General features: G+C 67.7%; 19 protein-coding genes. 2 read left to right on the top strand and 17 right to left on the bottom strand.

What is annotated here, in order from left to right; genetic code table 11:
* Positions 1-559 precede the first annotated feature (559 nt).
* The 13 genes from OXQ95_RS14825 to OXQ95_RS14765 all read right to left on the bottom strand — a co-directional run bounded on the left by OXQ95_RS14825 (position 560) and on the right by OXQ95_RS14765 (position 20,244).
* The gene (locus OXQ95_RS14825; protein WP_267382155.1) at positions 560-1,894 is read right to left on the bottom strand and encodes an EAL domain-containing protein; all 1,335 of its coding nucleotides are present in this window, start codon (positions 1,892-1,894) and stop codon (positions 560-562) included.
* 372 nt (positions 1,895-2,266) lie between these two features.
* Positions 2,267-3,757, bottom strand: coding sequence for an efflux transporter outer membrane subunit (locus tag OXQ95_RS14820; RefSeq protein WP_267382154.1), 1,491 nt, complete (start codon positions 3,755-3,757; stop codon positions 2,267-2,269).
* Positions 3,754-5,361: a DHA2 family efflux MFS transporter permease subunit gene (locus OXQ95_RS14815; RefSeq protein WP_267382153.1), complete on the bottom strand. Its 1,608-nt coding sequence runs from the start codon at positions 5,359-5,361 to the stop codon at positions 3,754-3,756. Before OXQ95_RS14815 ends, OXQ95_RS14820 begins: the two co-directional genes overlap by 4 nt.
* A gap of 2 nt (positions 5,362-5,363) precedes the next feature.
* A complete protein-coding gene (locus OXQ95_RS14810; RefSeq protein WP_267382152.1) occupies positions 5,364-6,551 on the bottom strand; it encodes an HlyD family secretion protein in 1,188 nt (395 codons plus the stop codon).
* Positions 6,548-7,183, bottom strand: a complete 636-nt coding sequence (locus tag OXQ95_RS14805; protein ID WP_267382150.1) for a CerR family C-terminal domain-containing protein — start codon at positions 7,181-7,183, stop codon at positions 6,548-6,550. The genes OXQ95_RS14810 and OXQ95_RS14805 overlap by 4 nt, the downstream gene beginning before the upstream one ends.
* 44 nt (positions 7,184-7,227) lie before the next feature.
* Positions 7,228-8,703 (bottom strand): NAD(P)/FAD-dependent oxidoreductase, encoded by a 1,476-nt coding sequence (locus OXQ95_RS14800; protein ID WP_267382149.1) that lies wholly within the window; start codon positions 8,701-8,703, stop codon positions 7,228-7,230.
* A gap of 58 nt (positions 8,704-8,761) precedes the next feature.
* Positions 8,762-12,991, bottom strand: a complete 4,230-nt coding sequence (locus OXQ95_RS14795) for a translocation/assembly module TamB domain-containing protein (protein WP_267382148.1) — start codon at positions 12,989-12,991, stop codon at positions 8,762-8,764.
* Positions 12,991-15,168, bottom strand: coding sequence for a BamA/TamA family outer membrane protein (locus tag OXQ95_RS14790; RefSeq protein ID WP_267382147.1), 2,178 nt, complete (start codon positions 15,166-15,168; stop codon positions 12,991-12,993). The genes OXQ95_RS14795 and OXQ95_RS14790 overlap by 1 nt, the downstream gene beginning before the upstream one ends.
* Positions 15,169-15,264: 96 nt before the next feature.
* Positions 15,265-17,331: a malate synthase G gene (locus tag OXQ95_RS14785; RefSeq protein ID WP_267382146.1), complete on the bottom strand. Its 2,067-nt coding sequence runs from the start codon at positions 17,329-17,331 to the stop codon at positions 15,265-15,267.
* A gap of 82 nt (positions 17,332-17,413) precedes the next feature.
* Positions 17,414-18,823: a coniferyl aldehyde dehydrogenase gene (locus OXQ95_RS14780; RefSeq protein WP_267382145.1), complete on the bottom strand. Its 1,410-nt coding sequence runs from the start codon at positions 18,821-18,823 to the stop codon at positions 17,414-17,416.
* A 14-nt stretch (positions 18,824-18,837) separates the two neighbouring features.
* The gene (locus tag OXQ95_RS14775; protein WP_267382144.1) at positions 18,838-19,248 is read right to left on the bottom strand and encodes a hypothetical protein; all 411 of its coding nucleotides are present in this window, start codon (positions 19,246-19,248) and stop codon (positions 18,838-18,840) included.
* Entirely contained in the window at positions 19,245-19,997 is a 753-nt protein-coding gene (locus OXQ95_RS14770; protein WP_267382171.1) for an A24 family peptidase, read from the bottom strand. The genes OXQ95_RS14775 and OXQ95_RS14770 overlap by 4 nt, the downstream gene beginning before the upstream one ends.
* Positions 19,993-20,244 (bottom strand): hypothetical protein, encoded by a 252-nt coding sequence (locus OXQ95_RS14765; RefSeq protein ID WP_267382143.1) that lies wholly within the window; start codon positions 20,242-20,244, stop codon positions 19,993-19,995. Before OXQ95_RS14765 ends, OXQ95_RS14770 begins: the two co-directional genes overlap by 5 nt.
* Positions 20,245-20,342: 98 nt before the next feature.
* On the opposite strand from OXQ95_RS14765, the gene OXQ95_RS14760 reads away from it, so the two are divergent.
* Complete coding sequence (locus OXQ95_RS14760; protein ID WP_267382142.1) at positions 20,343-21,530, top strand: acetyl-CoA C-acyltransferase; 1,188 nt, start codon at positions 20,343-20,345, stop codon at positions 21,528-21,530.
* A 35-nt stretch (positions 21,531-21,565) separates the two neighbouring features.
* On the opposite strand, the gene OXQ95_RS14755 is transcribed toward OXQ95_RS14760, so the two are convergent.
* A complete protein-coding gene (locus OXQ95_RS14755; protein ID WP_242097584.1) occupies positions 21,566-22,057 on the bottom strand; it encodes an SH3 domain-containing protein in 492 nt (163 codons plus the stop codon).
* Positions 22,058-22,154: 97 nt separating this feature from the next.
* Between OXQ95_RS14755 and OXQ95_RS14750 the strand changes: the two genes are divergently transcribed.
* Entirely contained in the window at positions 22,155-23,165 is a 1,011-nt protein-coding gene (locus tag OXQ95_RS14750; protein WP_242097585.1) for a D-glycerate dehydrogenase, read from the top strand.
* A 4-nt stretch (positions 23,166-23,169) separates the two neighbouring features.
* Here OXQ95_RS14750 and OXQ95_RS14745 read toward each other — a convergent pair whose 3' ends face one another.
* From OXQ95_RS14745 to OXQ95_RS14735, 3 genes are all read right to left on the bottom strand, one after another.
* Positions 23,170-23,481 (bottom strand): type II toxin-antitoxin system RelE/ParE family toxin, encoded by a 312-nt coding sequence (locus tag OXQ95_RS14745; protein ID WP_267382140.1) that lies wholly within the window; start codon positions 23,479-23,481, stop codon positions 23,170-23,172.
* A 16-nt stretch (positions 23,482-23,497) separates the two neighbouring features.
* Positions 23,498-23,731: an addiction module antitoxin gene (locus OXQ95_RS14740; RefSeq protein WP_267382170.1), complete on the bottom strand. Its 234-nt coding sequence runs from the start codon at positions 23,729-23,731 to the stop codon at positions 23,498-23,500.
* Between the two features lie 75 nt (positions 23,732-23,806).
* On the bottom strand, positions 23,807-25,210 hold the full coding sequence (locus OXQ95_RS14735; protein ID WP_267382139.1) for a nitronate monooxygenase: 1,404 nt from the start codon (positions 25,208-25,210) through the stop codon (positions 23,807-23,809).
* Positions 25,211-25,233: the final 23 nt, after the last annotated feature.

Below are 25,233 nucleotides of genomic sequence, written 5' to 3'. Positions count from 1 at the left end.
ATCTTGCGCTTGATCGAGATACTTCAGCGCTGAATTGAGATCCTTGGCATCATAATATAGCAACCCCATCGTAACCCGTGTGACAGCCTGTTGCCGGGTATCACCGATGCTGCTGTATACGCGATGAGCGCCTTGATAATCGGCAAGAGCAAGCGCGGGCTCGCCGCGACTTTGATGGATGCCCCCGCTAGACAGCAGAATATCACCATATAGCCTTCCGGATGGCTTTAACTGGAGGGCCAGCTTTTTCGCTCTACTAATCGACAAAGCGGCATTTTTGATATCGTCTACGCGGAGATACGCCTCACCGCGCAGCCAGTCCGCGTTGGCCATCACAATGCCGCGTGCTCTGGTATCGGCGATCTTCAGTGCGCAACGGCGAGCATTGACCGCGATCCGACCGGCGGCCCCTGAGTCGGTCTGCATATGCGCCTTGGCATCGGCAATGACGGCATCGCATGCCGACACTGTTTCTGTCGTTTTACTCTGGCTGAGCAATGCAGCGGGGACGGATAGAAGCGATAGCAGCACAGATAGCGCGCTGATGATCCTCACCCGATCAGCCACGCGTTCTAACGCTCGACGGCTTGGCGAAGGAAAGTGGAAAATTGGTGACGGATTGAAACGTGCGATCCGCATCCAAAAATTGGATAAGAGCCTCTAAACCGATCGGTCGACTGATGAGGAAGCCCTGAATCAGGTCGCAGCCCATCACCGACAGCAGCGCCATGGCCGCGGCGGTCTCGACGCCCTCGGCCACCACTTCCATTTCCATCGCGTGCGCCAGATCGATGGTCGAGCGAACGATCAGTGGGTCGCGGTGGGAACTGGTAAGCTGTGTGATGAACAGCTTGTCGATCTTCAATTCACGCGCCGGCAATTGCTTGAGATAGGCCAGCGACGACAACCCGGCGCCGTAATCATCGATCGCGATGACCACCCCGATCTCCGCGAAGATCTTGAGGTGACGGATGGCGCTTTCCGGATCGCGGATCACCGAAGTCTCGGTGATTTCGAAACCCAGCTTCGCACCGCTGGTCTTCACCAACGCACAGGCCTCGCGCACGAACGCGCGATCGGCCAGCAACTTGCCGGCGATGTTGATGAAGATCGTGAGATCGTGTCCGTTCGCCGCCAGAATGGCTTGATCGGTGATGGCCTGGTTGATCGTCCACAGCGTGAGCGGCAGAATATCGGCGGTCTCTTCCGCCATCGGAATGAAATCGCCTGGCAGGACCAGGCCGCGGACGGGATGGTTCCAGCGGACCAGCGCCTCGATACTGGCGACCTCCTGACGGCGCAGGTGAACCTTGGGCTGATATTGCAGGAACAGCTCGCCCGCCACGATCGCGCCCGACAGATCGCGGGCCAGCGCGATCCGGTCGATCGCCGCAGTCACCTCCGCAATGTCGCGCGCGATCGTCGTTCGCTCGACACGGGCTTCGCGCAACGCGGCTTCCGCCTCTTCGACCAGCCGAACCTCGTCGCATTCATGCGCCATGGCGGCGCTGGCACCCAGCGCGAGATCGACGTGATGCGGCTCGCCGTCGATGTCGAGCGGCTTGGCGAAGCCATCGTGGACACGGCCCAGCACCACGTCCAGATCACCACGCGACTCACCCGTGAAGCTGATCTCCACGGTATCGCGTGCAGCGATCGCGACACGGCTTTCCGGCAGAATCCGTGCGATCACCTCGGCGACATCCTTCGCCAGCAGGTTCGCGCGGGGCTGCCCCATGTGGCGCCGCAAAAAGGCGAAATTCGCGATTTCGGCAAAGACGATGAAGCACCAATCATGCCCCCGGAACGCCGAAGCCGTTTGGTCCGGCCCCGCGATGCCACCCTCTCGGGAACGACCGGTCTTCGTGTCACGATCTGGCCGCGGATCACTCATGCTCCCGGCCTATCGGGTCGGACTGAAGATATCCTTAATTTCGGATCGGCGGATCCGGCAACACTATTGCCCCATCGTTACGGGGATTGTTTAAGGTTTCATTATCCATTATTGTGCGGATGCATCCGAAAGGGTGTAGAACAAGGGAGACTGGCATGTTGGCATTTCTCATTTCGCTCGTTTACGGCGACGGCCTTCGTCCCTGGTAAAGGGATGACTTTCGGCCCGAAGGATCGAGAATCCTTGAATATTCAAGGTTTGACGTCGTTCGGGCCGGAATTGCCGCAACATGTTCGAGCCGACTCGCGCGACACCGACATCGAATAGCGATCCGGCAAATAACGATCCGTTTCGGACCGAGACGCTACGCCCTCAGCGAGAGGGCCGCGCCGGAACGGGCGTCGTGTCCCAGCCCCCACCCAGCGCCTTGAACAACGCCGCGGTCTGCTGACGCAGATCGGCATCGCTGGCCGCCAGTTGCTCGCGCGCGCTCAGCACTTGGGCTTCGGCGTTCAGCAGACTGTCCTGCGCCACGAAACCCGTGCGATATTGTGCCAGAGTCGCGTTCGCACTGGTCTGCTGATCCGCCAGCGCGCGCTCGAGGGCGGCATGTCGCCGCCGTTCCGCTTCGAGTCGCGCCAACGCGTCCTCCACGTCCCGAAGCGCCACCAGCACGGTCGAGCGATAGCGTAGATAGGCTTGTTCGCGGTCTTCGCGCCGGCTCTCGACCGTCGCGCGCCGCCGTCCGAAATCGACGAGCGGAAACGTCACCGCGCCGGACCCCGTCAGTTGGAGGCTGTCGCGCTCGAACAGGGTGGCGAGCGACGTGGAGATCAGCTCCGCCACACCCGTCAACGAGAAGCGCGGATAGAGATCCGCCACCGCCACACCGATATCGGCGTTGGCGGCGGCCAATTGCCGCTCGGCCGCGCGGATATCCGGCCGGCGGCGAAGCAGGTCCGACGGCAGGCCTGCGGGAACGACGGGCAGCCCCGCCGCGACGGCGGACGGCGCCGACAGCTCGGTCGCCAGCGCTTCGGGCGTCGCACCCAGCAGCACGGCCAGGGCATGAACGCGAACGGCCGCATCACCCTGCACCGGCGCCAGTCGCGCCTCGGCATCGGTGATCCGCCCGCGCTGGCGGGTCACGTCGATCGGCGGCACGAGGCCGGCCCGCGCGATCTCGCCCGAGATGCCAAGGGCACGGCGCTGCCGATCGATCTCCTGCGCGATCACCGCGGCCTGCACCTGATCGAGCCGCAGCGCGAAATATCCCTGCGCCACTTCGGCGGCCAGCGTCACCGCCGCGTCGCGCCGCGACCATTCCGCGGCTTCGGTGCGCGCGCGGGCTGCCTCCACCCCGCGGCGTACGCCACCGAAGATGTCGATTTCCCAGCTCGCGTCGAAGCCCGCGGAGAAGGTGGTGATCCCGCTGCCCGGCAGCGCGATGCCGGTGTTCGACGCGCTGCCCGACGTCCCGCCGCCGCTCGTGCCCGAGAAGAGCTGGGCGAGCGAGGCGAAGCCCGCATTCTTGCTGAATTCGACATGGCTTGCGCCGCCGGTCGCGCCGAGGGTCGGCAGCCCCTGCGCGCGCGCGGCGATCTCGCCCAGCCGCGCCTGGCGAACGCGCGAGGCGGCCGCCGCCATGTCGGGATTGCCCGCCAGCGCGCGCGTGACGAGGCCGTCGAGCACCGGATCGCCGAACGCGCGCCACCATGTCGCCGGGTCCACCGCCGCACCCGGCGCGGGCTGAGGTTCGACGAACGCCGCTGGCGCATCGACGGCGGGGGGCCGATAGTTCGGCCCGACCGTGCAGCCCGAAAGCGCGACCGCCGCCAGCAGAACAGCCTTGCGGATCGTCAATGTCCCATCCCCCCGCCGGCCGGCTTGCCGCCCGATCGATCCACTTTCAAGAACAAGGCGAGCGGCGACAGCACGAGCGTCACCACCATCAGCGTACGGAATACGTCGAGAAAGGCGAGCATGTTCGCCTGACGCTGAAGCTGCTGGTACAGCACCGCCAGCGGCGTCGTCACCGCATCGCCCGCGCTGCCCAACACCCGCGTCGCATCGCTCAACCAATTGTTGTAATTGGGATTGAGCGGGTTGGTCACATAGGTAAGGTTCGCCTGCTCGACCTGCTGCCGGTTGGCGAACAGCGACTGGGCAAACGCGATGCCGATCGTGCCGCCCAGATTGCGGAAGACGTTCAACAGGCTCGACGCCTGCGCGGTCTGATTCTGCCGCAATCCCACATAAGCCACCGCGTTGATCGGCACGAACAGGAACGGCAGCGCCATCGATTGATAGAGGCGCGCGATCGCCGCGTCGGAAAAGCTGATATCGGCGGTGAAATGCGACAGGTTCCACAGCGCCGCCGCCTGCACCAGCAAGGCCGGGAACAGCATCAGCCGCACATCGACCGATCCCGCCAGCCGCCCCGCGATCGGCACTGCGACCAGCGTGGCGAAACCGCCGGCGGTCAACGCCAGCCCCGCGTCGAGCGCGCTGTAGCCGAGCACCTGCTGGAGCATCTGCGGGATCAACTGCGTCGTCCCGAACAGGATCAGGCCCGTCAGCCCCATCAGCGATACGGTGATCGCGAAGTTGCGGTTGCCGAGCAGTTTCAGATCGACGACGGGATCTTCCACCGTCAGTTCGCGGATGACGAGCGCGATCAGCGCCAATCCCGCCGTCACGGCGGAGGCGACGATCAGCGGGCTGGCGAACCAATCCTCGCGCTCGCCGCGATCGAGCGTGATCTCCAGGAAACCGAGCCCCAGCGCCACCAGGATCACGCCCCAATAGTCGATCCGCAGCCCCTTCTTCATGCGCGCCTGGCGGTCTTCCTCCATCGCCTTGGGCTCGTCGACGAACGTCTCGGCGAGAAAGAACGCCGCGATGCCGATCGGCACGTTGATGAGAAACACCCAGTGCCAACTGGCATTTTCGGTGATGTAGCCGCCCAGCGACGGGCCGAGCACCGGCCCCACCACCACCACGATGGCGAACGCGGCGAACGCCATGCCGCGTTGCTTGGGCGGAAACGTATCCGCCAGGATCGACTGTTCGACGGGTGCGAGGCCGCCGCCGCCGATCCCCTGAAGCACGCGCGCGATGACGAGCGTCTGGAGATTGGGTGCCACGCCGCACAGGAACGAGGCGAGCGTAAAGAGCGCGATCGACAGGAGGAAATAGCGTTTCCGCCCGATCGCGTCGCTCAGCCAGCCCGAGATCGGGATGATGATCGCGTTGGCGACCAGATAGCTCGTCAGCACCCACGTCGCCTGATCGGTCGAGATCGACAGGCCGCCGGCGATATGATCGAGGCTGACATTGGCGATCGATGTGTCGAGCACCTCCATGAACGTCGGGATCGAGATGATCGTGACGATCAGCCACGGGCTATAGGGCCCCGCCGCCGAACGCGCGGGGCTCCAGCCACCGGACTCGGCGGCGCCCGCCATGCTCAGCGCACCTTGACGGTGGGAACGACCGACATGCCCGGCCCGATCGCATAGCGGCGCGGATCGGCGCCGTTCTTGACGTCGAAGAGGATGCGCACCGGCACGCGCTGCACCACCTTCACGTAATTGCCCGTGGCATTCTGCGGCGGCAGCAGCGCGAACGCCTGCCCCGCGCCGCGCTGGATCGAATCGACATGCCCGACGAAATCGACCCCGGGATAGGCATCGACATGGATCGCCACACCCTGCCCGATCTGCATATGGGTGAGCTGCGTTTCCTTGAAGTTCGCGGTCACCCACAGCCGATCGGGGATCATCGCCATCAACTGCGTGCCGGGGCCGACATAGGATCCCAGATTGACCGACCGGTTCACCACCTGCCCATCGACCGGCGCCTTCAGCCGGAGATTGCCCAGCGTCACGTTCGCCTGCTGCACCTGCGCGCGCCGCGCGGCGACCGTGGCGTTCGCCGCACCGATCTGGCGGCGCGCGACGGTGACGTTCGCGGCGGCGCTGTCGATCTGGCGGCGGGCGGCGGCGGCATCGGCATCGGCCGAGCGCGCGGTCGCGCGCGCGGCGTCGAGCTGCTGCCCAGCGACCGCATTGGGATCGAGGCGAAGCAGCGTTTCGTAGCGCTGCAGATCCTGCCGCGCCTTGATCGCAGCGGCGAGCGGCGCCCGGGCCTGCGCAGCCACCTGCGCCTCGTTGGCGAGGGCGGCGGTCACTTGCGCATGCGCCTGGCCCGCCTGGGCTTGCGCCTGCGCGACATTGGCTTGCGCCTCGGCGAGCTGCGCCTGCGGGCCGGTCGGCTGGATCACCGCGAGCAGGCTGCCCGCCTTCACATGCCGGTTGTCGACATTGGCGACGGCCACCAGCGTGCCCCCGGTCTGCGGTGCGATCCGCACGATATGGGCATCGACGAACGCATCGTCGGTCGTCTCATACTGGCGGGCGTGCAACCAGTAGAGCACGCCGCCGACGACCAGCAGCGCCACGACGACGATCAGGATGATCCAGAAGAGCGGCTTCGCGAAGATGGACGGCTTCTTGGGCTTGTCGGCCTTGTCCTCGCCGTCATCGCCATCGTTCTTGCCGCCGTCGTCGGACGGACTCGCGGCCTCGGAATGCTCGTCCCCACGGGCATCGTCGTGCGAAGCCTTGCGCTCCTCATCGGTGCTCGAATCGCTCATGACGTCCCCTGTGCTTCGGCGCGCAGCCGGGCGAGAATGGCATCGGTGTTAGCCGCGATGCGGCCCTTTATCTCAGCCAGGTGTTCGGGGTCCATCCCGTCCTGGCCGAGCAGGCGGAGGCACGCGGCGCGCGATCCCCGCAGCGCCAGCACCTGGCCGAATAGCGTGATCGTCACGATCCGCGCCGCCCGCGAATCGGCAAGCCCCGTGGCCGCGCGCACCAAGGCGACGATGGTTTCCAGCATGCGCCCCATCACGCCGCCGTAAAGCCGGTCGAACGCCGCGCCGGGGTTCATCTGCTCGCGCAGGATGAACAGCGACGCATCGCTCCCGGTGGCACCGCCGATCTTGTCCGCCAGCCGGGCGAGGATTCGCTGAAGGGCAGCCGTGGCGGCGGCCGGATCGCCATCGTCGACCATCCCTTCGGCTTCGATGACGCCACCCATATCCTCGGCCAGCCGTTCCGCGATCCGGTCGGCAGCGGCGAGATAAAGGCCTTCCTTGCCCCCGAAATGATAGGTGATCGACGACATCGCCGTGCCCGCCGCCGCAGCGATCCCGCGCGTGCTGGCGCCTTCCAGCCCTTTGCTGCCGAACTCGCCGATGGCGATGTCGAGAAGGCGGCTGTGCATGGCCGCCGCTTTAGTTCGATCGAACGAACCGTGCAAGCGGCGTGTCAGGCCGGCTCGTGTGCCCGGGCGGCGACAGGGTTCGAGAAGCGCATGCCGTCGTCCACCGATCCCAGCCGCAGCGCCAGAATGTCGAGCGCGTAATTCTGGTTCAGCTTCCACGGCTTCTTCGCGCCCTGTTTCGGCAGGCTATCGATCGCGCGCGTGACATAGCCCGACGAGAAATCGAGGAAGGGCTCGGTGCTCATCGCCGCATCCGCATTGTACGGCGTCGCCTGCCGCAGCCCGCGCTTGCGCATCGTGTTGAGCAGGCGGCAGACATACATCGCGGTCAGATCGGCCTTCAGCGTCCACGACGCATTGGTATAGCCGAACACCGACGCCAGATTGGGCACGTCCGAGAACATCATGCCCTTATATTGCAGCCGGCGCGACCAATCGACGGGTTCACCGTCGACGCGGAAGTCGACGCCGCTCATCAGTTGCAGCTCCAGCCCCGTCGCGGTGACGATCACGTCGGCGGGCAGTTCCGCGCCCGACGCGAGGCGGATGCCGTGCGCGGTGAACCGGTCGATCGTGTCGGTCACCACGGTCGCGGTGCCGGCGTTGATCGCGCCGAACAGATCGGCGTCGGGCACCATGCACATCCGCTGATCCCACGGATTGTAGCGCGGCGTGAAATGCGTCGCGACGTCGTAATCCGGCCCGAGATGCTCGCGCACCATGCCGAGGATGCGCTGCTTCACCTTTTCCGGGCGGCGGCGGGCGAGACGGAAGAAGAACATGCCCCACAGCACGTTCTTCCACCGCGTCAGACCGTAAGCGAGCTTGGCCGGCAGGCGTTCGCGCAGCCAGTCGGCGACGCGGTCCGCCGAGGGGCGCGAGACGACATAGGTGGGCGAGCGCTGGAGCATCGTCACATGCGCCGCCTGCTTCGCCATTTCAGGCACGAGCGTGACGGCCGTGGCGCCGCTGCCGATCACGACCACTTCCTTGCCCGCATAATCGAGATCGGCGGGCCAGAATTGCGGGTGGACGATCATGCCCTGGAAATCGGCCGCGCCGGCGAAATCGGGCGTGTGGCCGCGCGCATAGTCATAATATCCCGCGCACATGCACAGGAAGTTGCAGGTGAGCGTGACGGGCGCGCCGTCGGGGCCGGTGCCGCCGACCGTCCAGCGCGCCTCCTCGCTCGACCAGGTCGCGCTGGTCACCCGGTGCGAGAAGCGGATATGCCGATCAATGCCATAGGTCTGCGCGGTTTCCACGACATACTCGCGGATCGAAGGACCGTCGGCGATCGCCTTGGCCCCCGTCCAGGGATGGAAGACGAAGCCCAGCGTGTGCATGTCCGAATCGCTGCGGATGCCGGGGTAGCGGAACAGGTCCCAGGTCCCGCCCATCGCCGCCCGCCCCTCCAATATGGCGTAGCTGCGATCCGGACAGCGCGTCTGGAGGTGATAGCCCATCCCGATGCCGGAAATGCCGGCCCCCACGACGATCACGTCGAGATGTTCGGTCATATGCGCCTCTCCACCATACCCGGTCTTCTATTCGGTGGAGGGCAGCCTATCGCGCGGTCTAGCGGAAGTCTCGCGAATATTTGACCGAGACGTTGCTGCCGCCGAACGAACCGGTGGAGGACAACACGCTCAGCACGCGGGACAGCGACACCTGGAGCTGCGTGGCGGTGAAGCCGCGCGCATCGGTGATGATCTCCACATAGATGTTCTTGCTGATATATTTGCCCGCCGCCAGCGACGTGCCGCGACCCGTCGCCTGGTCCGCACCGAGGATGCGCAGCCGGTCGAACCCGGTGGCCGAGCGGAGCTTGCCGAGCGGGTTGAGCCCGCCCCCGCTCGATCCCCGCAGCGAATTAAGCGCCGCGGCGAGCTGGATCGCTTCTGTGGCGGACAGGTTCGTCGGTGACGTGCCGAACAGCAGGCGGCTCAGCACCTCGTCCTGCGGCAGCGTCGGTGTCGAGGTGAACGCGATCTGCGGATGCTCGCCCGTGCCGGTGATGTTGATCGTCACGGTGATGTCGCTCGTCGTGGTGGAAGCGACGATGTTGATATCCGGATCGGTCAGGGCGCCGCCGCGGAAGCGGATCTCGCCCTTGGTCACGTCGAAGCGCTTGCCCGAGAAGGAATAGGTGCCGCGGACAAGATCGAGGCCGCCGGTGATGACCGGCGCGGCGCTGGTGCCGCCGATCCGCAGGTTCATCGACCATTCGGATTCGAGTCCCATGCCCGAGACGAAGAGCTGGTTGGCCGCGCGGACATGGAGATCGAGCTTGAACAGTCCGGTGGGCGCCGGCTTCGGCCGGTCGGTCGGTCGGCCCGGCACCATGTCGCTCTTGCGGCGCACGCCCGTCAGTTCGGGCACTTCGGCCGCGCCCTGGCGGATGATCTCGTAGCGTGCATTGGGCACCGTGATATCGCCCTGGATCAGGCCGCCATCCTTGCCGTTGGTCAGGTGGACGGTCCCGCTGGCGGTCGCGCCGAGCGCATCGCTCTTGGCCAGTTGCGCCTTGTCGAGCGTCGCCCGCAGATCGATCGGATAGCCGCTGTCGGCGGCGAGGCCCACGCTGCCCTGCGCCTGGACCGTGCCGTCGCCCGCACGGGCGCTGAGGCTCGTCAGTTCGAGCCGGTCGTTGTTGAACCGGCCCGCGATCTTCATCTGCGACAGGCGGGTGCCATAGGTCTCGTTGTCATAGGTCAGGTTGTCGGCGCGGATCAGGCCATTGATACGCGGCGCGGTCACGGTGCCGCCGAAATCGGCGGCGATCGCAATCGGGCCGGACACTTGCTGGTTGGGCAGCGCGGCAAGGCTGAACAGCACCGCCGAGGGGCCGTTGTAGCGGATCCCGCCCGAGAGCGGCGCGGCCATCAGCCGCGTCGACCAGGAGCCGGCGCTCGGCGGCAACGGCCGCAGCGTCGCCACCATCCGCCCGACGGGCGTGCCGCCGCGCTTGACGATCGCGCGCGCCTCGCCGCCATCGGGCAGCAGCTTGCCGGCGAACACGATGTCGACGGGTTCGGACACGGCGGCAAGTCCGGTGCGCTGGAAATTGGCGATCGTCAGCCGTGCATCGGCATTGGGGATCGCGCTGCTGTTCGGCTGGGTCAGGTCGAGGCTGCCGGTTGCCTGCCCGGCGATGCCGAGATTGGGGATGAGCGCGTTGGCGATCGACAGGTCGAGCCGGTCGAGCCGCGCCTGAAGCGCGAGCCCGGCACCGTAGCGCCCCGCCAGGCGCAACGCGCCGCCGGTGCTGCCCTGCCCGAACGCGATCTGCGTCGGCGCCAGCGCATAGACGCCCTTCGTCGCATGGATTCGCGCGGGGTTGCCGGTGTGGAAAGCGATGCCATTCGCCTGCCCCTGCAGCGCGACGAGATAGTCGCTCGGCGAAAGCTGGGCGTTGGCGGCAAGCCGGAAGGGCACGCCGTTGGAGCCGGTGAGCAGCGCCTGCGCGGTGCCGTGGCCGCCGACATAGTTTACCTTCGCACGCGCCGCCGACAGCACGGTGGCGCCATAGCGCAGATCGCCGACCTGGACGTCGGCCACCACTTGCGGCGCGGTCGGATAGAGCACCGCCGTGGCGTTCACGATCGCGCGGCCGATGGTGAAATCCACCGGTCCCGGGATCTTGGCATTGTCCGCGCGCGCGTTGACAACGGCCCGCTGATATTTGCCCTGCGCACCGAGCGCGACCTGGCCGTTCAGCCCCGATCCGGCGAACTGGAGCTGCCCCGCGAATGGACCCGCCACCGTCTGTACCACGCGGCCGGTGGCGACGATGCCCGCGAACACGACGCGGTGGATGTCTACCGCCAACTCGCGGCCGGGGCGGACGAGCACGTCCGCGGTGAACGGGCCATATTGCGTCCCGCCGCTGGCGAGCACGGCATAGGCGCCGCCGCGGCCGACGATCCGCGCCTTCAGCCCGACGAGCCCGACGCCGACGCCCGGATGCGCCGCCTCCAGCAGCACCACCGGATCGTTCACCGTCCCGCTGACGCGCGCGGTGAGCGGGCCATATTGCGTCGAATAGGCATCGGCGGAAACGAGCAACTGCCCGTTCGGCGCATAGCGCCCCTCGCCCCGCGTCACGCGGAACTGTGGCGCGTTCATCCGCAGGTTCGAGAAGGTGATGAGTCCGTTCGGCGCATAGCCAACGTCCGCCCGCATCACCGCGTCGCCGCCGAGGAAGCTGCGCGCGCCGTCGTTGAAGATCCGCGCGGTGGTGGCGACCACCCGGCCCTTGATCCCGAAGCCGGCCGGGGTCGTCACCAGATTGGCGTCGGTCGTCAGGTTGACGATGCCGATGCCGTCGACGCGGTAATCGTTGATCCGGCCCTTCAGCGCGCCGGTGTAACGCCCGGTCGACAGGTTCGCCACGACGATCGCGGTCGCATCGATGTTGCTCGAGCGGACGTGCAGATTGTCCGAGAGGACGTTGACGCCCTGGATCGCGAAGTCGCCATTGACGGTGAGGTTGTTGAGCAGCCCGCCCGCCGCGGCGTTCAGCCCGGTCACGCGGCGCGCGCGCGCCTTGACGGGCACGAGGATGCGCTTGGCATCGACCCGCGCCAGCCCCTCGGCATAGAGATCCTCCACGGTGGTGCCCGAAAAACCGAGCGCGGCGGCGCGGATCTTATAGTCCACCGTCGGCGTGGCGAAGGCGCCGTCGAGCACCACGCGCGCGGCGACGTCACGCCCGGCGAGCGCGGGCGCGATCGCACCGGGGGTGAGCAGCCGCGCATCGACCGCGAAATTGCCGAACCGGTTGCGCGCGAGGTCGATCAGGCCGCCGGCATCCACCGCCAGCGCGCTGGAGCTGAGCTTGATCCGCGTATCGGCACGCCGCTGGTCGAGCGTGGTGTCGATCGCGACCGCCATTTCGGGGCTCGTCAGCCGCTCGACCGGACCCTGGAGATAGAGCCCCGGCTTGGTCGTGCCGCGCACCTCGATATGGCCGGAGCGCGATGCGACCGCCAGATTCGCGAGCTGCCCGCCGCCAAGCGTCGCGATCGCGCGCCCCTGCCAGCCAGCCCATGTTCCCTTGCCGCCCACCGAGACGGCGAGTGGCGCCTTCAGCCCGGTGAGCCCCGCGACGACGCCGCCAACCGGCGCCGTCAGCTTCGCATCGAGATCCAGCCGGTTGGCATCGGGCACGGCATCCAGCTTGAGCGCGAGGCGGTCGCCGCCGGCGACCCCCGGCCCCTTCAGCGCGACCGCGGCGGCAGTGAGCTGCGCGCGGCGGTCGGCGATATGGGCGCCACCGTCGAGGCTCAGCACATGAACCTGGCCGGTGACCGGCGCGCCGATCACGAAACGCGCGATGCGCAGCCGATTGATGTCGATATCGAGATCGGGAAGCAGTGGCGCGTTGGGGTCGCTGGGCGTCGCCTTGAGCGCGGGGCTGCGCGCGAGCGTCACCAACGCGGCATCGAGCGAACGCACGTCGATGTGGTTCTGCGCATAGGCGAACGGACGCCAGTCGACGTCGAGCCGCGGCGCGGTGAGGAAGACGCCCGTCGGATCGGCGACGCGCACGTCGGATAGGATCATATGGCCATAGAGCGATCCGTCGATCCGCCCGACCTTGATGTTCAGCCCCGATGCGGTGGTGTAGCCGCCGAGCTTGTCCGCGACGAACCGGCGGCCGGGATCGGTATTGATCCCGAGCACGATCGCCAGCACCAGCACCACCAGCCCGATCAGCGCGAACGCCAGCCATTTCAGGATGCGCTGCCACAAGGGCCGCGTCGTGGTCCCCACCGCTGCGGTCGCTTCGCCTTCGTCCGTCATCAGAAGGCCTGCCCGATCGAGATGTAGAGGGCGACCTTGCTGTCACCCGGCCGCGGGTTCAGCGGCGTCGCGACATCGACGCGCAGCGGCCCGAAATTGGTGTAGATGCGCCCGCCGATGCCCGCGCCATATTGCAGCGCGGAGAATTTGGGCAGGCTGCTCGCATAAGCCTGGCCAGCATCGAAGAACGGCACGACACCGAAATTGCCGAAGCGGTAGCGCGCCTCCACCGCGAATTCGTTGAGCGAGCGGCCGCCCACCGGGTTGCCCTGCGCATCGAGCGGCCCGAGCCGCTGATAGCCATAGCCGCGCACCGATCCGCCGCCGCCGCCATAATAACGCCGCGACGGCGCGAGATCGTCGCGCGCCACGCCGTCGATCGAGCCGACGCGCACGCGGCCGGCGATCGTCAGGCTGGTACTGGCGGGATAATAGACCGTCCCCTCCAGCATCGAGCGCAGATAGGGGCTGATCGATCCCTGCACCGACGTCTCGGGGCTGAGGTTGATCTTGAGGCGATAGCCCTTGGTGGGGTTCAGCAGATCGTTCGACCGGTCGAACACCGCCTGCCCCGGCAGCGCGGCGATGAAATAGTTGCGCCGCACCCGGTCGCCCACGCCGAAATCATAGACGCTCTCGTTCGTGCCGACGAGTTCGAAGCCATAGCTGTAGGTGAAGGTCTTCTGCCAGATCGGCGTGGAATCATAGCTGATCCGGCCCGAAAGCGTCAGCGTGTTGGCGCTGAACGCGTCATAGCTCGAATGGTCCGCCGCGGCCGTCAGCGTGACGGTGCGGTCGCGCTTGCCCGCATTGGAGCGCTTGAACGTGCCCGACAGGCCCTGTTCCTGCGTGCCGCCCGTCGCGGTGACGATGAGCGCGCCCTCTTCGGGAAAGGCGTTGCGGTTGGTGTAGGAGCCGGTGACCTTGAAGCCCTCGCCCGTCGAATAGCCCGCCGTGCCCGCGAGCGACTTCGCGCGCCCCTCGCTCTGCCGCACCAGCAGATCGACCTGCTCGGTGCCGTCGGGGTTCAGCCGGCCGGTGCGCTGCGGCTCGACCGACAGCGTGCCGAACAGGCTGGTCGCGACCAGCGCGTCGCGCAGATCGTCCACCAGCCGCGAATCATAGAGTTGCCCCGGCTGGAAGCGCGGGAAGACGTTCAGATGATCGAGCCCGAACACGGGATCGCCGGTCGTGACCAGCTTGCCGAACGACGCGCGCGGGCCGGTGTCGACGGGCAAGGTATAGGCGCCGGTGGCCTTGGGGCTCTGATCGTCCAGCAATATGTCGCGGTCCCCCACCTTGACGAAAGGATAGCCCTGCTGCGGCAGCGTCAGGCTGACATTCGCCTCGGCACCCTGGATGCGATCGGCCTGGATCGGATCGCCGACCTTCAGCGGCAATTCCTTGCGGACGAGCCCGGCGGGCAGCGTCGGCTGCGCATCGACCGTGATCGACGACAGCGTGTAGAGCCGCCCGGGCTGCGCGCTCACCGTCGCACGCAGGCGTCCGGGATCGCCCGGGATCGTCGCCACGCTGGAGACGGCGGACGCGTCATAATAGCCGAGCGACTTCATCAGCCGCACCGCGAGCGCCTCGTCTTCGCGCGCGCGGGCCGACACCTGCGTGGCGTTCGCCGCCTTGCCGCCGCCCTGACGCAGGGCCGACAATGCCTTGAATCGCGCGTCGAGGTCGAGCTTGTCCAGCCCCTTCACCTCGGTCTCGTAGTGGATCTGCGGGGCGTCCTTGCCCTTCAGGTCCGCAGCGGTGTCGAGCGGCGTGGCGTCGAAATTGGCCAACGGCACCAGCGGCTGTGCCAGCTGCGGATCCTCCGGGCCGGTCGGCGCCAGCACCGCCTGCCCCGCCGGCGCACCCGTAGGCGCGACCGTCGCGGGCGTTCCCGCCGAGGGCGTCCCCGCGCGCATCGGTTCGAGCGGCGCGTTGATATCGCCGGAGAGTGGCGGCAGCGCCGCATCGAATTCGGCCTCCGGCACGATCGGCGCGTCGCTAGAGGACGCGCTCGCCGCGTTCGCGTCGGCCGCCTTGCCGCTATCGGGGCGCGGCGCATCGGGCCCCTTGGCGGGAGCGGTGCCGGGTTTCGACAATTGGCCGGATGCAGGGGCGGCGGCGATCAGCGCGAGGGCGAGCCAATGATGTCTGCCGATCGAACTGACGCGCAAGCTTACCCCCTTAAAAGAAGCGGCCGTATTCGACTCACCTCCGACTGAAACGCAACGCGCGGAGGGTGAAAGGTTTCCGCGAACGGCCATTGTTTTTCATCCTCGCAGCTTCGCCCGCGTGCGGAAGGCGTGGAGCAGCGGCTCGGTATAGCCGTTCGGCTGCGCCGTCCCTTCGAACACCAGCGCGCGGGCCGCGGCATAGGCCGGCGCTTCGGGATGATGCGCCATCGGCCGGTAGAGCGCATCGCCGGCATTCTGCGCGTCCACCTTCACCGCCATCCGCTGGAGCGCGGCATCCACATCGGCGGGCGTGGCGACGCCGTGGAGCAGCCAGTTGGCGATATGCTGCGACGAAATGCGCAGCGTCGCGCGATCCTCCATCAGCCCGACATCGTCGATATCGGGCACCTTGGAACAGCCCACGCCCTGGTCGATCCAGCGCACCACGTAGCCGAGGATGCCTTGCGCGTTGTTGTCCAGCTCGCGCGCGACCTCGTCGGGCGTCCAGTTGCGCCCGGCCGCCAGCGGCACCTCCAGCAGCGCCTCCACCGGCGGGATCGCCTCGTCGGCGATCCGGCGCTGGCGATCGAACACGTCGATTTCGTGATAATGCATCGCGTGAAGCGTGGCAGCGGTGGGCGACGGCACCCAGGCGGTGTTCGCGCCCGTCGCCGGATGCGCACGCTTCTGCGCCATCATGTCCGCCATCCGGTCGGGCGCCGCCCACATTCCCTTGCCGATCTGCGCCTTCCCCGAAAGGCCGTGCGCGAGGCCGATCCGGACGTTGCGATCCTCATAGGCCTTGATCCAGCCGGTGGTCTTCATCTCGGCCTTGGGGATCATCGGCCCGGCGCGCATCGCGGTGTGGATCTCGTCGCCGGTGCGATCGAGGAATCCGGTGTTGATGAAGCAGATCCGGTCGCGCACCGCATGGATGCAGGCGGCGAGATTGGCCGAGGTGCGCCGTTCCTCGTCCATCACACCCACCTTGATCGTGTGCCGCGCGAGACCCAGAATATCCTCCACGGCGTCGAACAGCCGGTCGGTGAAGGCGCATTCGTCGGGCCCGTGCATCTTGGGCTTCACGATGTAGATCGCGCCGGTGCGGCTGTTGCGGTAACGGCCCAGGCACCGGAGGTCGATCGTACCGATCGTGGCGGTCATGATCGCATCGAGGATGCCCTCGGGCGCCTCGGCGCCGTCCGCCAGCCGCACCGCCGGCGTCGTCATCAGATGACCGACGTTGCGCACGAACAACAGGCTGCGCCCCGGCAGCGTCAGCATCCCCGTCTCGGTGTCGTAGCAGCGATCGGGCGCGAGCGTGCGCGTGACCGTCGCGCCGCCCTTTTCGAACGTCTCGGACAGCGTGCCGTCCATCAGCCCCAGCCAATTGGCATAGGCGGCCACCTTGTCGTCGGCATCCACCGCGGCGACCGAATCCTCCAGATCGACGATCGTCGTCAGCGCCGATTCGAGCACGACATCGGCGATATGCGCCGGATCGCCGCGCCCGATCGGATGATCGGGGTCGATCACCACCACGACATGCAGCCCGTGATGGACGAACAGCCAGTCCCGCCCGTGCCGACCCACGAACTGGCCGGGATCGCGCAGCACCGGATCGCCGGCCAGTTCGGCCCAGCGCCCCTCGGCCAGGGGCACCGCCGCGTCGAGGAACGCCTTGGCCGCGGCGATCACCTGCGCGCCGCGCACCGCGTCATAGCCGCCCGGCGCCGCGCTGCCCGGCAGCGCGTCGGTGCCGTAGAGCGCGTCGTACAGGCTGCCCCAGCGCGCATTCGCCGCGTTCAGCACGAAGCGCGCGTTGAGCGAGGGGACGACGAGCTGCGGCCCGGCCATCGTCGCGATCTCGGCATCCACGCCCGTCGTGCCGATCGCGAACGGCGCCGGCTCTGGCACCAGATAGCCGATCGCGCGCAGGAACGCCGCGTCCACCGGCTCGCCCGCCTCGTAGCGCGTGTCGATCATGGCCTGCAGCGCATCGCGCCGGGCAAGCAGCGCCGCGTTTTCGGGGGCGAAGCGCGCGAAGATCCCCGCCACACCCTGCCACCAGCCGGCAGGATCGATCCCGAGTGGCGCGAGCACGCGCGCTTCGACAAAGGCAGCAAGCGGTTCGGCCACCGAGAGGCCAGCGCGGTCGAGCATATGGAATCCTTGGATGCGGGTTGCGGATCGATATGCCTGGGGAGGACGCCCGGCCCTAAAGAGCCGGCGGGCGCGGTTCAAGTCATCGCTTCATCTGCATGCCGATCGCCCGTCGCGTCGCCGCGCCATAGGGCGGCTTCAGCCCGGCGAGCTTGCCCACGTCGAAGCGCGATTGGCGAAACACCGCGCGCGCATGGCTGAACGTGCGGAAGCCGTCGCGCCCGTGATAGGCGCCCATGCCCGACGGCCCGACGCCGCCGAATGGCAGATCTTCCTGCGAGACGTGGAAGATCACGTCGTCGAGCGTCACCCCGCCCGAGATGGTCCGCTCCATCACCCGCGCCCGCTCGGCGGCGTCGGGACCGAAATGGTAGAGCGCGAGCGGCCGGTCGCGCCGGTTCACCTGCGCGATCGCGTCGTCGATGCCGTCATAGGGGACGATCGGCAGCACCGGCCCGAAGATCTCCTCCTGCATCAGCGTCATCTGATCGGTCACGCCGGTCACGATGTGCAGCGGCATCCGGCGACCGTTCGCCGATCCGGCATCCTCGTTCGCAGGATTCACCACGGTGACGTGCGCGCCCTTGTCGCGCGCGTCGGCGATCCATTCGGTCAGCCGCTGGTGATGCCGGTCGTTGACGATCGCGGTGTAATCCGGATTGGTCAGCACGCTCGGGTACATGGCGGACGCCGCCGCGACGAGCCCCTGCACGACGCGCGCCTCGTCGGCGGCGGGCACCAGCATATAGTCGGGCGCGAGGCAGATCTGGCCGGCGTTCATCATCTTGCCGAGCGCCACGCGTTCGGTGGTGCGCGCGATATCGGCGCCACGCCCCACGATCACCGGCGACTTGCCGCCGAGTTCCAGCGTCACCGGCGTCAGATTGTCGGCGGCGGCGTGGAGGATGTGCCGGCCGATGCCGGTCGCGCCGGTGAAGAGCAGATGGTCGAACGGCAACCTGGCGAACGCCTCGCCCACCGCCGGGCCGCCGCTGACGAAGGCGAGCTCGTCGGGCGCGAAATAGGCGCCGACGATCTCCTCGAACAGGGCGGCGGTGGCCGGCGTATATTCGCTCGTCTTCACCATCGCGCGGTTGCCTGCCGCGAGGATCCCCGCCAGCGGCGCCATCACGAGCTGCACCGGAAAGTTCCACGGAGCGATCACCCCGATCACGCCCTTGGGCTGATGCTCCACCCATGCCCGTGCGCCGAGCAGCCCCAGCGGAAACTGCACCGCGCGCTTCTCGCGCTTAGCCCAGCCATCGAGGCTCTTGCGCGCATGGACGAGCGGGGCGACCGAGGCGGCGATGTCGGTCAGCATCGACTGGTCGCGGCTGCGATGGCCGAAATCCTCCGACAGCGCGTCGCAGAACCGGTCCGCATAGTCCGCGATCATCGCGGCCGCGCGCGTCAGCCGATCCTTGCGCAACGCCAGCGGCACCGGAAGATCGGCCATGAACGCGGCCCGCTGCGCCGCCAAGATCGCGTCCATCGTCTCGTTCTCCCTCAGCCCGTGCACCCGATCAGTCCGGCCAGCGGCATCACCACCATGTCCTTGCCCACCCGCTCGAGCCGCAAGGTCGCGCTCGGGATCGCCGCGCCTGCGGTCAGGTCGGCCCGCTCGGCTATCGTCAGGTCGAGCGTCGCGGTCACGTCGCCGGCGCGATATTGCGTGCTGCCCGAAAAGCCGAAGCCGCCCGGCCCCTGCGCGGCGACGAGCGGTACGTCGGTCTCGCGGCCGTCGATCGACAGGCGCAACCGTGCGGGATCCGCCGTCGCCATCGCGATCAGCGTGCGATCCGCCGGGCTCCAGAGGAACGCCGCGCACCCCTTGGCCGGCAGCGCCTGCTTGCCGATCGGCCCCAGCGGAAGCGGGGCGGCGGTAGCGAGCTGAAGCGCGAGCAGAAGGGCGATCATGGCGCGAGGACTATCATGCCGAGCCACGCCGGGTAAGCCGCGATTCCGAGCAGCGTGCCGAGCGGCAGCGGCGTGTCGCGCGCCATCGGCCGTCCACGCAGCGCGGCGAAGAGCACGGCCCCCAGCCCGACCAGGCACGCGACGAGCAGCACCGCCGGCAGCATCCGCCAGCCGAGCCACGCTCCGATCGCGCCGAGCAGCTTGGGATCGCCCCCGCCCATCCCCTCGCGCCCGCGCCACGCCCGGTAACCGCGCGCGATCGCCCACAGCGTGGCATAGCCGAGGATGCCGCCGGCGATCCGATCCTCCAGCGCCGGCGCCATGCCCAGCAGCCCCGTCGCGACGCCGCCGATCGCGAGCGCGCCGGTCAGCCGGTCAGGCAGCCACAGCGCCCGCAGATCGAGCGCGGCGAGCGTCAGCAGCAGCCACCCGAACGCCGCACCCGCCAGCGCCACCGGCGTCGCGGCCGCTAATCCGGCGCTCAGGCCGATCAGGCCGGCCAGCGCTTCGATCCGGCCATGCCAGGGATCGATCCGCCCGCCACACGCGCGACACCTACCGCGCAGCAGCATGGCGCTGACGATCGGCACCAGATCGCGCGCGCGCAGCGTCCGCCCGCACCCGTCGCAGGCGGATCGCCCGCGCATGACCGACCGGCCCTCGCTCCAGCGCAGTACGAGCGTCGCCATGAAGCTGCCGAGAATCGCACCGATCGCGCCCAGTGCCGGTCCCCGGACAAGCGGATCAATCACCGCGCGGCGTCACCAGATAGCGGTACACGCCGATCAGATCGATGCCGAGCAGCACGACGTTCTGCGTGCCCAGCGCCCAATCGTGCGTCAGCACCCCGCCCGCGATCCACGCCACCGCCGACAGGCAGAACAGCACCATGCCCCATCCGGTGTTCCGCTTGCCGATATCGCAGGCGACGATCGTGGCGGCGACGATGCCCGTGCCCGCGGCGAACCATTTGAGAGCAACGACCAGCGTATCCATGGCGCTCCCCTACCCACGCCCCGCCACTTTGTCCCACCGCTTTATATTTGCCGCCGATCGCATTAGATGCACTGCAACATAAAAGCTGGAGAGTTCCCATGGCCGCCGATCCCGTCGTCATCCTGTCCTATGCCCGCACGCCCATGGGCTCGTTCCAAGGCAGCCTCGCCGGTGCCGCCGCGACTCAGCTGGGCGCGACGGCGGTGAAGGGCGCGCTGGAGCGTTCGGGCGTGTCGGCCGATGCGATCGAGCGGATCTATATGGGCAACGTGCTCTCGGCCGGGCTGGGCCAGGCCCCCGCGCGACAGGCGGCGGTGTTCGGTGGCCTGGGCCATCATGTCGAGGGCACGACCGTCAACAAGATGTGCGGATCGGGCATGCAGGCCGCCATCCTCGCCGCCGATGCGCTGGCGGCCGGCTCGGTCGATCTGCTGGTGGCGGGCGGCATGGAGAGCATGACCAACGCGCCCTATCTGTCGAAGAAGCACCGCGCCGGCGCACGGATCGGCCATGACACGATGTACGACCATATGTATCTCGACGGCCTCGAAGACGCGTACGAACCCGGCAAGCTGATGGGCAATTTCGCCGAGGACACCGCGTCCGACTATCAGTTCACCCGCGCGATGATGGACGATTATGCGATCGAGTCGCTGCACCGCGCCCAGCGTGCGCAAAAGAGCGGCGCCTTCGATCGCGAGATCGTCCCCGTCGAGGTGAAGGGCCGCAAGGGCATCGACACGGTGACGCTCGACGAACAGCCCGCCAAGGGCGACGTCGCCAAGATCCCGACGCTCAAGCCCGCCTTTTCGAAGGACGGTACGATCACCGCAGCCAACGCCTCGTCGATCTCGGACGGCGCCGCCGCGCTGGTGATGACGCGTGCGAGCGTCGCGGAAAAGCTCGGCATCACGCCGATCGCGCGAGTCGTGGCGCATGCCGCCCACGCGCACAGCCCGGCGCTGTTCACCACCGCGCCCGTCTTCGCGATGCGCAAGGCGATGGAACGCGCCGGCTGGTCCGCGGCGGATATCGACCTGTTCGAGGTGAACGAGGCGTTCGCCGCGGTGGCGATGATCGCGATGCGCGACCTCAGCCTGCCGCACGATAAGGTGAACATCCATGGCGGCGCCTGCGCGCTCGGCCACCCGATCGGCGCCAGCGGCGCGCGGATCCTCGCCACCCTGCTCTCCGCGCTGGAGACGACGGGGCAGACCCGCGGCCTCGCCTCGCTGTGCATCGGCGGTGGCGAAGCGACCGCCATGGCGGTCGAACTGATGCATTGAGCGAACCATGCCGGGGGATGCACTCCCCCGGCGGTTCAGGGCAGCGTTTCGGTCGGCTCCACGCCCCAGATCCCGGAAATCTCGGCATAGCCGGCCTGCCCGCGCACGTCGAAGCGACACCAGCCATTGCCGCACTGGCTCAGCCGCCCGACCACGCCCGGCGCCGCGCGCCAGGTGAGCCGCGCCCCCGCCGCGGGCCGTTCGCGCAGCGGGATCGGCTGCGTGCCGCGCACGATGGCGGTGCGCGTGTCGCGCAGCAGATTGGCCTGCATCCAGCCCTGCGTGCCGTCCGGATCCTCCACCTTGCGCCATTCCTTGAACGCCGCCACCACGCGCACCGGCAGATCGGGCCGCTGGTACAGCCAGCTGGCCGGATAGGAGCGCGCCGGGCCGGTGCGCATCCGCGCGCGCGCCGCGCCGATCGAGCCGTAATAGGGCATGGTGCGCTTGGTGTCGGCCGCGTCCGCCACCCCGGCGAGCAGCGACAGCGAGGCGAGCGTCAGCGCGGCGGTGAGGCGGATCGTCATGACCGGATTTCCTTTGATGCGTCGGTCTCTAGCGTCCGTGCCCATCCCGCTTCAAGCGTTGTTGACGCGACCTTGCGCCTCCGCCAAGCCGTGATCCATGCCCGATGCGCGTCCGTCCCGCCCCAAGGTGCCCCATCCCCGCGTGATCGTCACGCGCGAGCTGGCCGATGCGGCGATGGACCGGATGGAGGCGCTGTTCGACACGACCAACAACCGCACCGACGTGCCGATGGACCGCGCCGCGCTCGCCGCCGCGATGGCCGATTGCGACGTGCTCGTGCCCACCGTCACCGACGAGATCGACGCGGCGTTGATCGCGGGCGCGGGCGATCGGCTGCGGCTGATCGCCAATTACGGCGCGGGCGTGAACCACATCGCGCTGAAGGCCGCGCGCGCGCGCGGGATCATCGTCACCAATACGCCCGGCGTGCTGACCGAGGACACCGCCGACCTGACGATGGCGCTGATCGTCTCGGTGCCGCGCCGCCTGGCCGAGGGCGAGAAGCTGGTGCGATCGGGCGCGTGGACGGGCTGGTCGCCCGGCGGGATGCTCGGCCACCGGATCGGCGGCAAGGCGCTCGGCATCGTCGGCATGGGGCGGATCGGCCAGGCGGTGGCGCAGCGCGCGCGCGCGTTCGGCCTGTCGATCCATTACCACAACCGCCGTCGACTGCCCGCCGTGCTGGAGGCGCAACTGGGCGCGATCTGGCATGCGTCGCTCGACGACATGCTGGGCGCGATCGACATCCTGACGATCCACACCCCACGCAATCCGGATAGCGAAGGCCTGATCGACCGTCGCCGGATCGCGCTGATGCGCCCCCATGTCTTCGTCATCAACACCTCGCGCGGCGGCATCGTCGACGAGGGCGCGCTGGTCGACGCACTGGAACGCGGCGCGCTCGCGGGCGCGGGACTGGACGTATGGGCGCACGAACCCCGCATCGATCCGCGCCTGCTCGCGCTGTCGAACGTGGTGATGACTCCGCATATGGGATCGGCCACCTATGAGGGTCGGCTGGCGAGCGGCGACAAGGTCATCCAGAACATCCGCATCTGGGCCGATGGCCACCGCCCGCCGGATCAGGTGCTGGAGGGTTGGGCCTGACGGGTCAGCCGAGGACTTCGCGAAGCCGATCGCCCTGCTGCATGCGTTCGTGAAGAAACGCCCCGACACCGATCATGGTGTCGTCCAACACATGCCAATAGATGAAGCGCCGCTCATCGGGTCTGAAATATCCGTCGATCTCGAAAGCGGCGGGCAATTGGCGCCGAGGCCTTCGGCGTGCGGCGATGGCGTCGAACTCGACATAGAGCGCTTCGATATAGGCCCGTGCCCGGTGTTCGCCCCATCGCGCGCGCGAATAGAGCAAGATGTCGTCGATCTGTTCCTCGGCCGAACCAAGCAGCCGGTATCGTCTCATCGGGCGTCGCGGGCCGCTATCGGGGCAAAGACATGCTCCGGCGTGGATTTGCGAAACTCACTATGGGTGCCGTAAAGGCGCGTTTCGGTTCGGCCTTGAGGATCTGGAACCGCTCTTCATCGACGCGTTGGCGATCGCGGCGAATCAGGTCGCGGACATATTCGCTGACATTCTCGTACGGCCCATCCTCACCCACATTAGCCGCGACCTGATCGCCCAGCGCACCCGAGATGCGCACGTTCAACGTCATCGTCGAGGCATGGCTCACTCCCTTCCGTCCACATCCTTGAAGATAATGGGGACGAATCGAACGTGCAGCTGCCGCTCAATCCCCCGTCAGGATGCGATCGACCAATTGCTTCACGCTCGGCACGAAGCCGTTGGAATAGAAGGGATCGCGCTTGAAATTATAGGCGGCATGGCCGGCGAACATCAGGTTACGATCGGTATCGCCGCCATGCGCGATGTCCTGCAGCGTCTTCTGGATGCAGAAGCTGCGCGGATCGGCCAGGCGCCCGGTCGAGTTGGTCTCGGTATCCGCCCAGCTCGAAAAGCTGCACTGGCTGAGGCAGCCCATGCAATCGGCCTGATCCTTGCGAATCTCGCCCTTTTCGGTAGGGCTCACGAAGACGAGCGTGTTGTCCGGCGTCTTCAGCGCATCGGTATGGCCCTCGCCGAACCAGCCGCGCGCACGCAGCAGATCATTGCGGGTCACCCAAAAATTCTTGCCTTTCACGCCCACGTCGAGCTGGAACACATGGTCGCCCGCCTCCTGCGTGGAGAAGGCGATCTGCCGCTCGGACCGGGCCTCGAGCGCGCGCAGGAACGGGTTGCGCACCGCGGAGGAATAGAAGCCGGTCGGCGAGAAGCGGTGGAGCAGCACATCGCCCTCCTCGATCTCCATCAACTTGCTCTTCCAACCCTCCGGGATCGGGCTTTCCTTCGTGAGCAGCGGGCGCGTGCCATATTGGAAGGCGATCGCGCCCAGCTCGGGGTTGTCGATCCAGTCGTTCCAGTCGCGCAGATACCAGACGCCGCCCGCCATCACGATCGGCACGTCGTCGGAAATTCCGCCCTCGCGCATCGTATCGCGCAGGTCCTTCACGCGCGGATAGGGATCCTGCGGCTTTAGCGGGTCTTCGGCATTGGACAGGCCGTTATGCCCGCCTGCCAGCCAAGGATCCTCATAAACCACCGCCGCCAGCCACTCCGCCGCCTTCGAATAGGCGCGCTTCCACAGCGCGCGAAAAGCGCGGCCCGAACTGACGATCGGCAGATAACTCACATGGTGCGACGCAGCGATCTCGGACAGCTTGTAGGGCATGCCCGCGCCGCAGGTGACGCCCGCCACCAGACCCTTGGTCCGCTCCAGCACGCCCTGCAGCACGCGCTGCGCGCCGCCCATTTCCCACAGCACGTTGATGTTGATCGCGCCCTTGCCACCGGCGATATCGAACGCCCGGCGCACCTGCTCCACCGCGCCGTCGATCGCGTACTGGATCAGCTCCTCGTGCCGGTCGCGCCGCGTCAGCGCGCGGTAGATCTGGGGGATGATCTTGCCCTCGGGATCGTAGCTGTCGGCATTGACCGCGGAGACCGTGCCGATCCCGCCCGCCGCCGCCCACGCGCCCGCGGACGCATGATTGGTCGCGGCGACCCCCTTGCCACCTTCCACCAGCGGCCAGACTTCGCGGCCGTTATAGACGATGGGCTTCAGGCCTTTGAACACGCGTACCTCCGAAGACATATACG

It is taken from the genome of Sphingomonas sp. GC_Shp_6, from assembly GCF_026540835.1.
In the GTDB taxonomy this organism is placed as follows: Bacteria; Pseudomonadota; Alphaproteobacteria; order Sphingomonadales; family Sphingomonadaceae; genus Sphingomonas.
Note: the sequence above shows the minus strand (reverse complement) of the source record. Positions and strands in the feature narration are given on the sequence as shown.

Coding starts and splice junctions, on each gene's coding strand:
- OXQ95_RS14825 (WP_267382155.1), bottom strand. CDS start 1,894: ATGAGTGATCCGCGGCCAGATCGTGACACGAAGACCGGTCGTTCCCGA.
- OXQ95_RS14815 (WP_267382153.1), bottom strand. CDS start 5,361: ATGGCGGGCGCCGCCGAGTCCGGTGGCTGGAGCCCCGCGCGTTCGGCG.
- OXQ95_RS14810 (WP_267382152.1), bottom strand. CDS start 6,551: ATGAGCGATTCGAGCACCGATGAGGAGCGCAAGGCTTCGCACGACGAT.
- OXQ95_RS14805 (WP_267382150.1), bottom strand. CDS start 7,183: ATGCACAGCCGCCTTCTCGACATCGCCATCGGCGAGTTCGGCAGCAAA.
- OXQ95_RS14800 (WP_267382149.1), bottom strand. CDS start 8,703: ATGACCGAACATCTCGACGTGATCGTCGTGGGGGCCGGCATTTCCGGC.
- OXQ95_RS14795 (WP_267382148.1), bottom strand. CDS start 12,991: ATGACGGACGAAGGCGAAGCGACCGCAGCGGTGGGGACCACGACGCGG.
- OXQ95_RS14785 (WP_267382146.1), bottom strand. CDS start 17,331: ATGCTCGACCGCGCTGGCCTCTCGGTGGCCGAACCGCTTGCTGCCTTT.
- OXQ95_RS14780 (WP_267382145.1), bottom strand. CDS start 18,823: ATGGACGCGATCTTGGCGGCGCAGCGGGCCGCGTTCATGGCCGATCTT.
- OXQ95_RS14775 (WP_267382144.1), bottom strand. CDS start 19,248: ATGATCGCCCTTCTGCTCGCGCTTCAGCTCGCTACCGCCGCCCCGCTT.
- OXQ95_RS14765 (WP_267382143.1), bottom strand. CDS start 20,244: ATGGATACGCTGGTCGTTGCTCTCAAATGGTTCGCCGCGGGCACGGGC.
- OXQ95_RS14760 (WP_267382142.1), top strand. CDS start 20,343: ATGGCCGCCGATCCCGTCGTCATCCTGTCCTATGCCCGCACGCCCATG.
- OXQ95_RS14755 (WP_242097584.1), bottom strand. CDS start 22,057: ATGACGATCCGCCTCACCGCCGCGCTGACGCTCGCCTCGCTGTCGCTG.
- OXQ95_RS14750 (WP_242097585.1), top strand. CDS start 22,155: ATGCCCGATGCGCGTCCGTCCCGCCCCAAGGTGCCCCATCCCCGCGTG.
- OXQ95_RS14745 (WP_267382140.1), bottom strand. CDS start 23,481: ATGAGACGATACCGGCTGCTTGGTTCGGCCGAGGAACAGATCGACGAC.
- OXQ95_RS14740 (WP_267382170.1), bottom strand. CDS start 23,731: ATGACGTTGAACGTGCGCATCTCGGGTGCGCTGGGCGATCAGGTCGCG.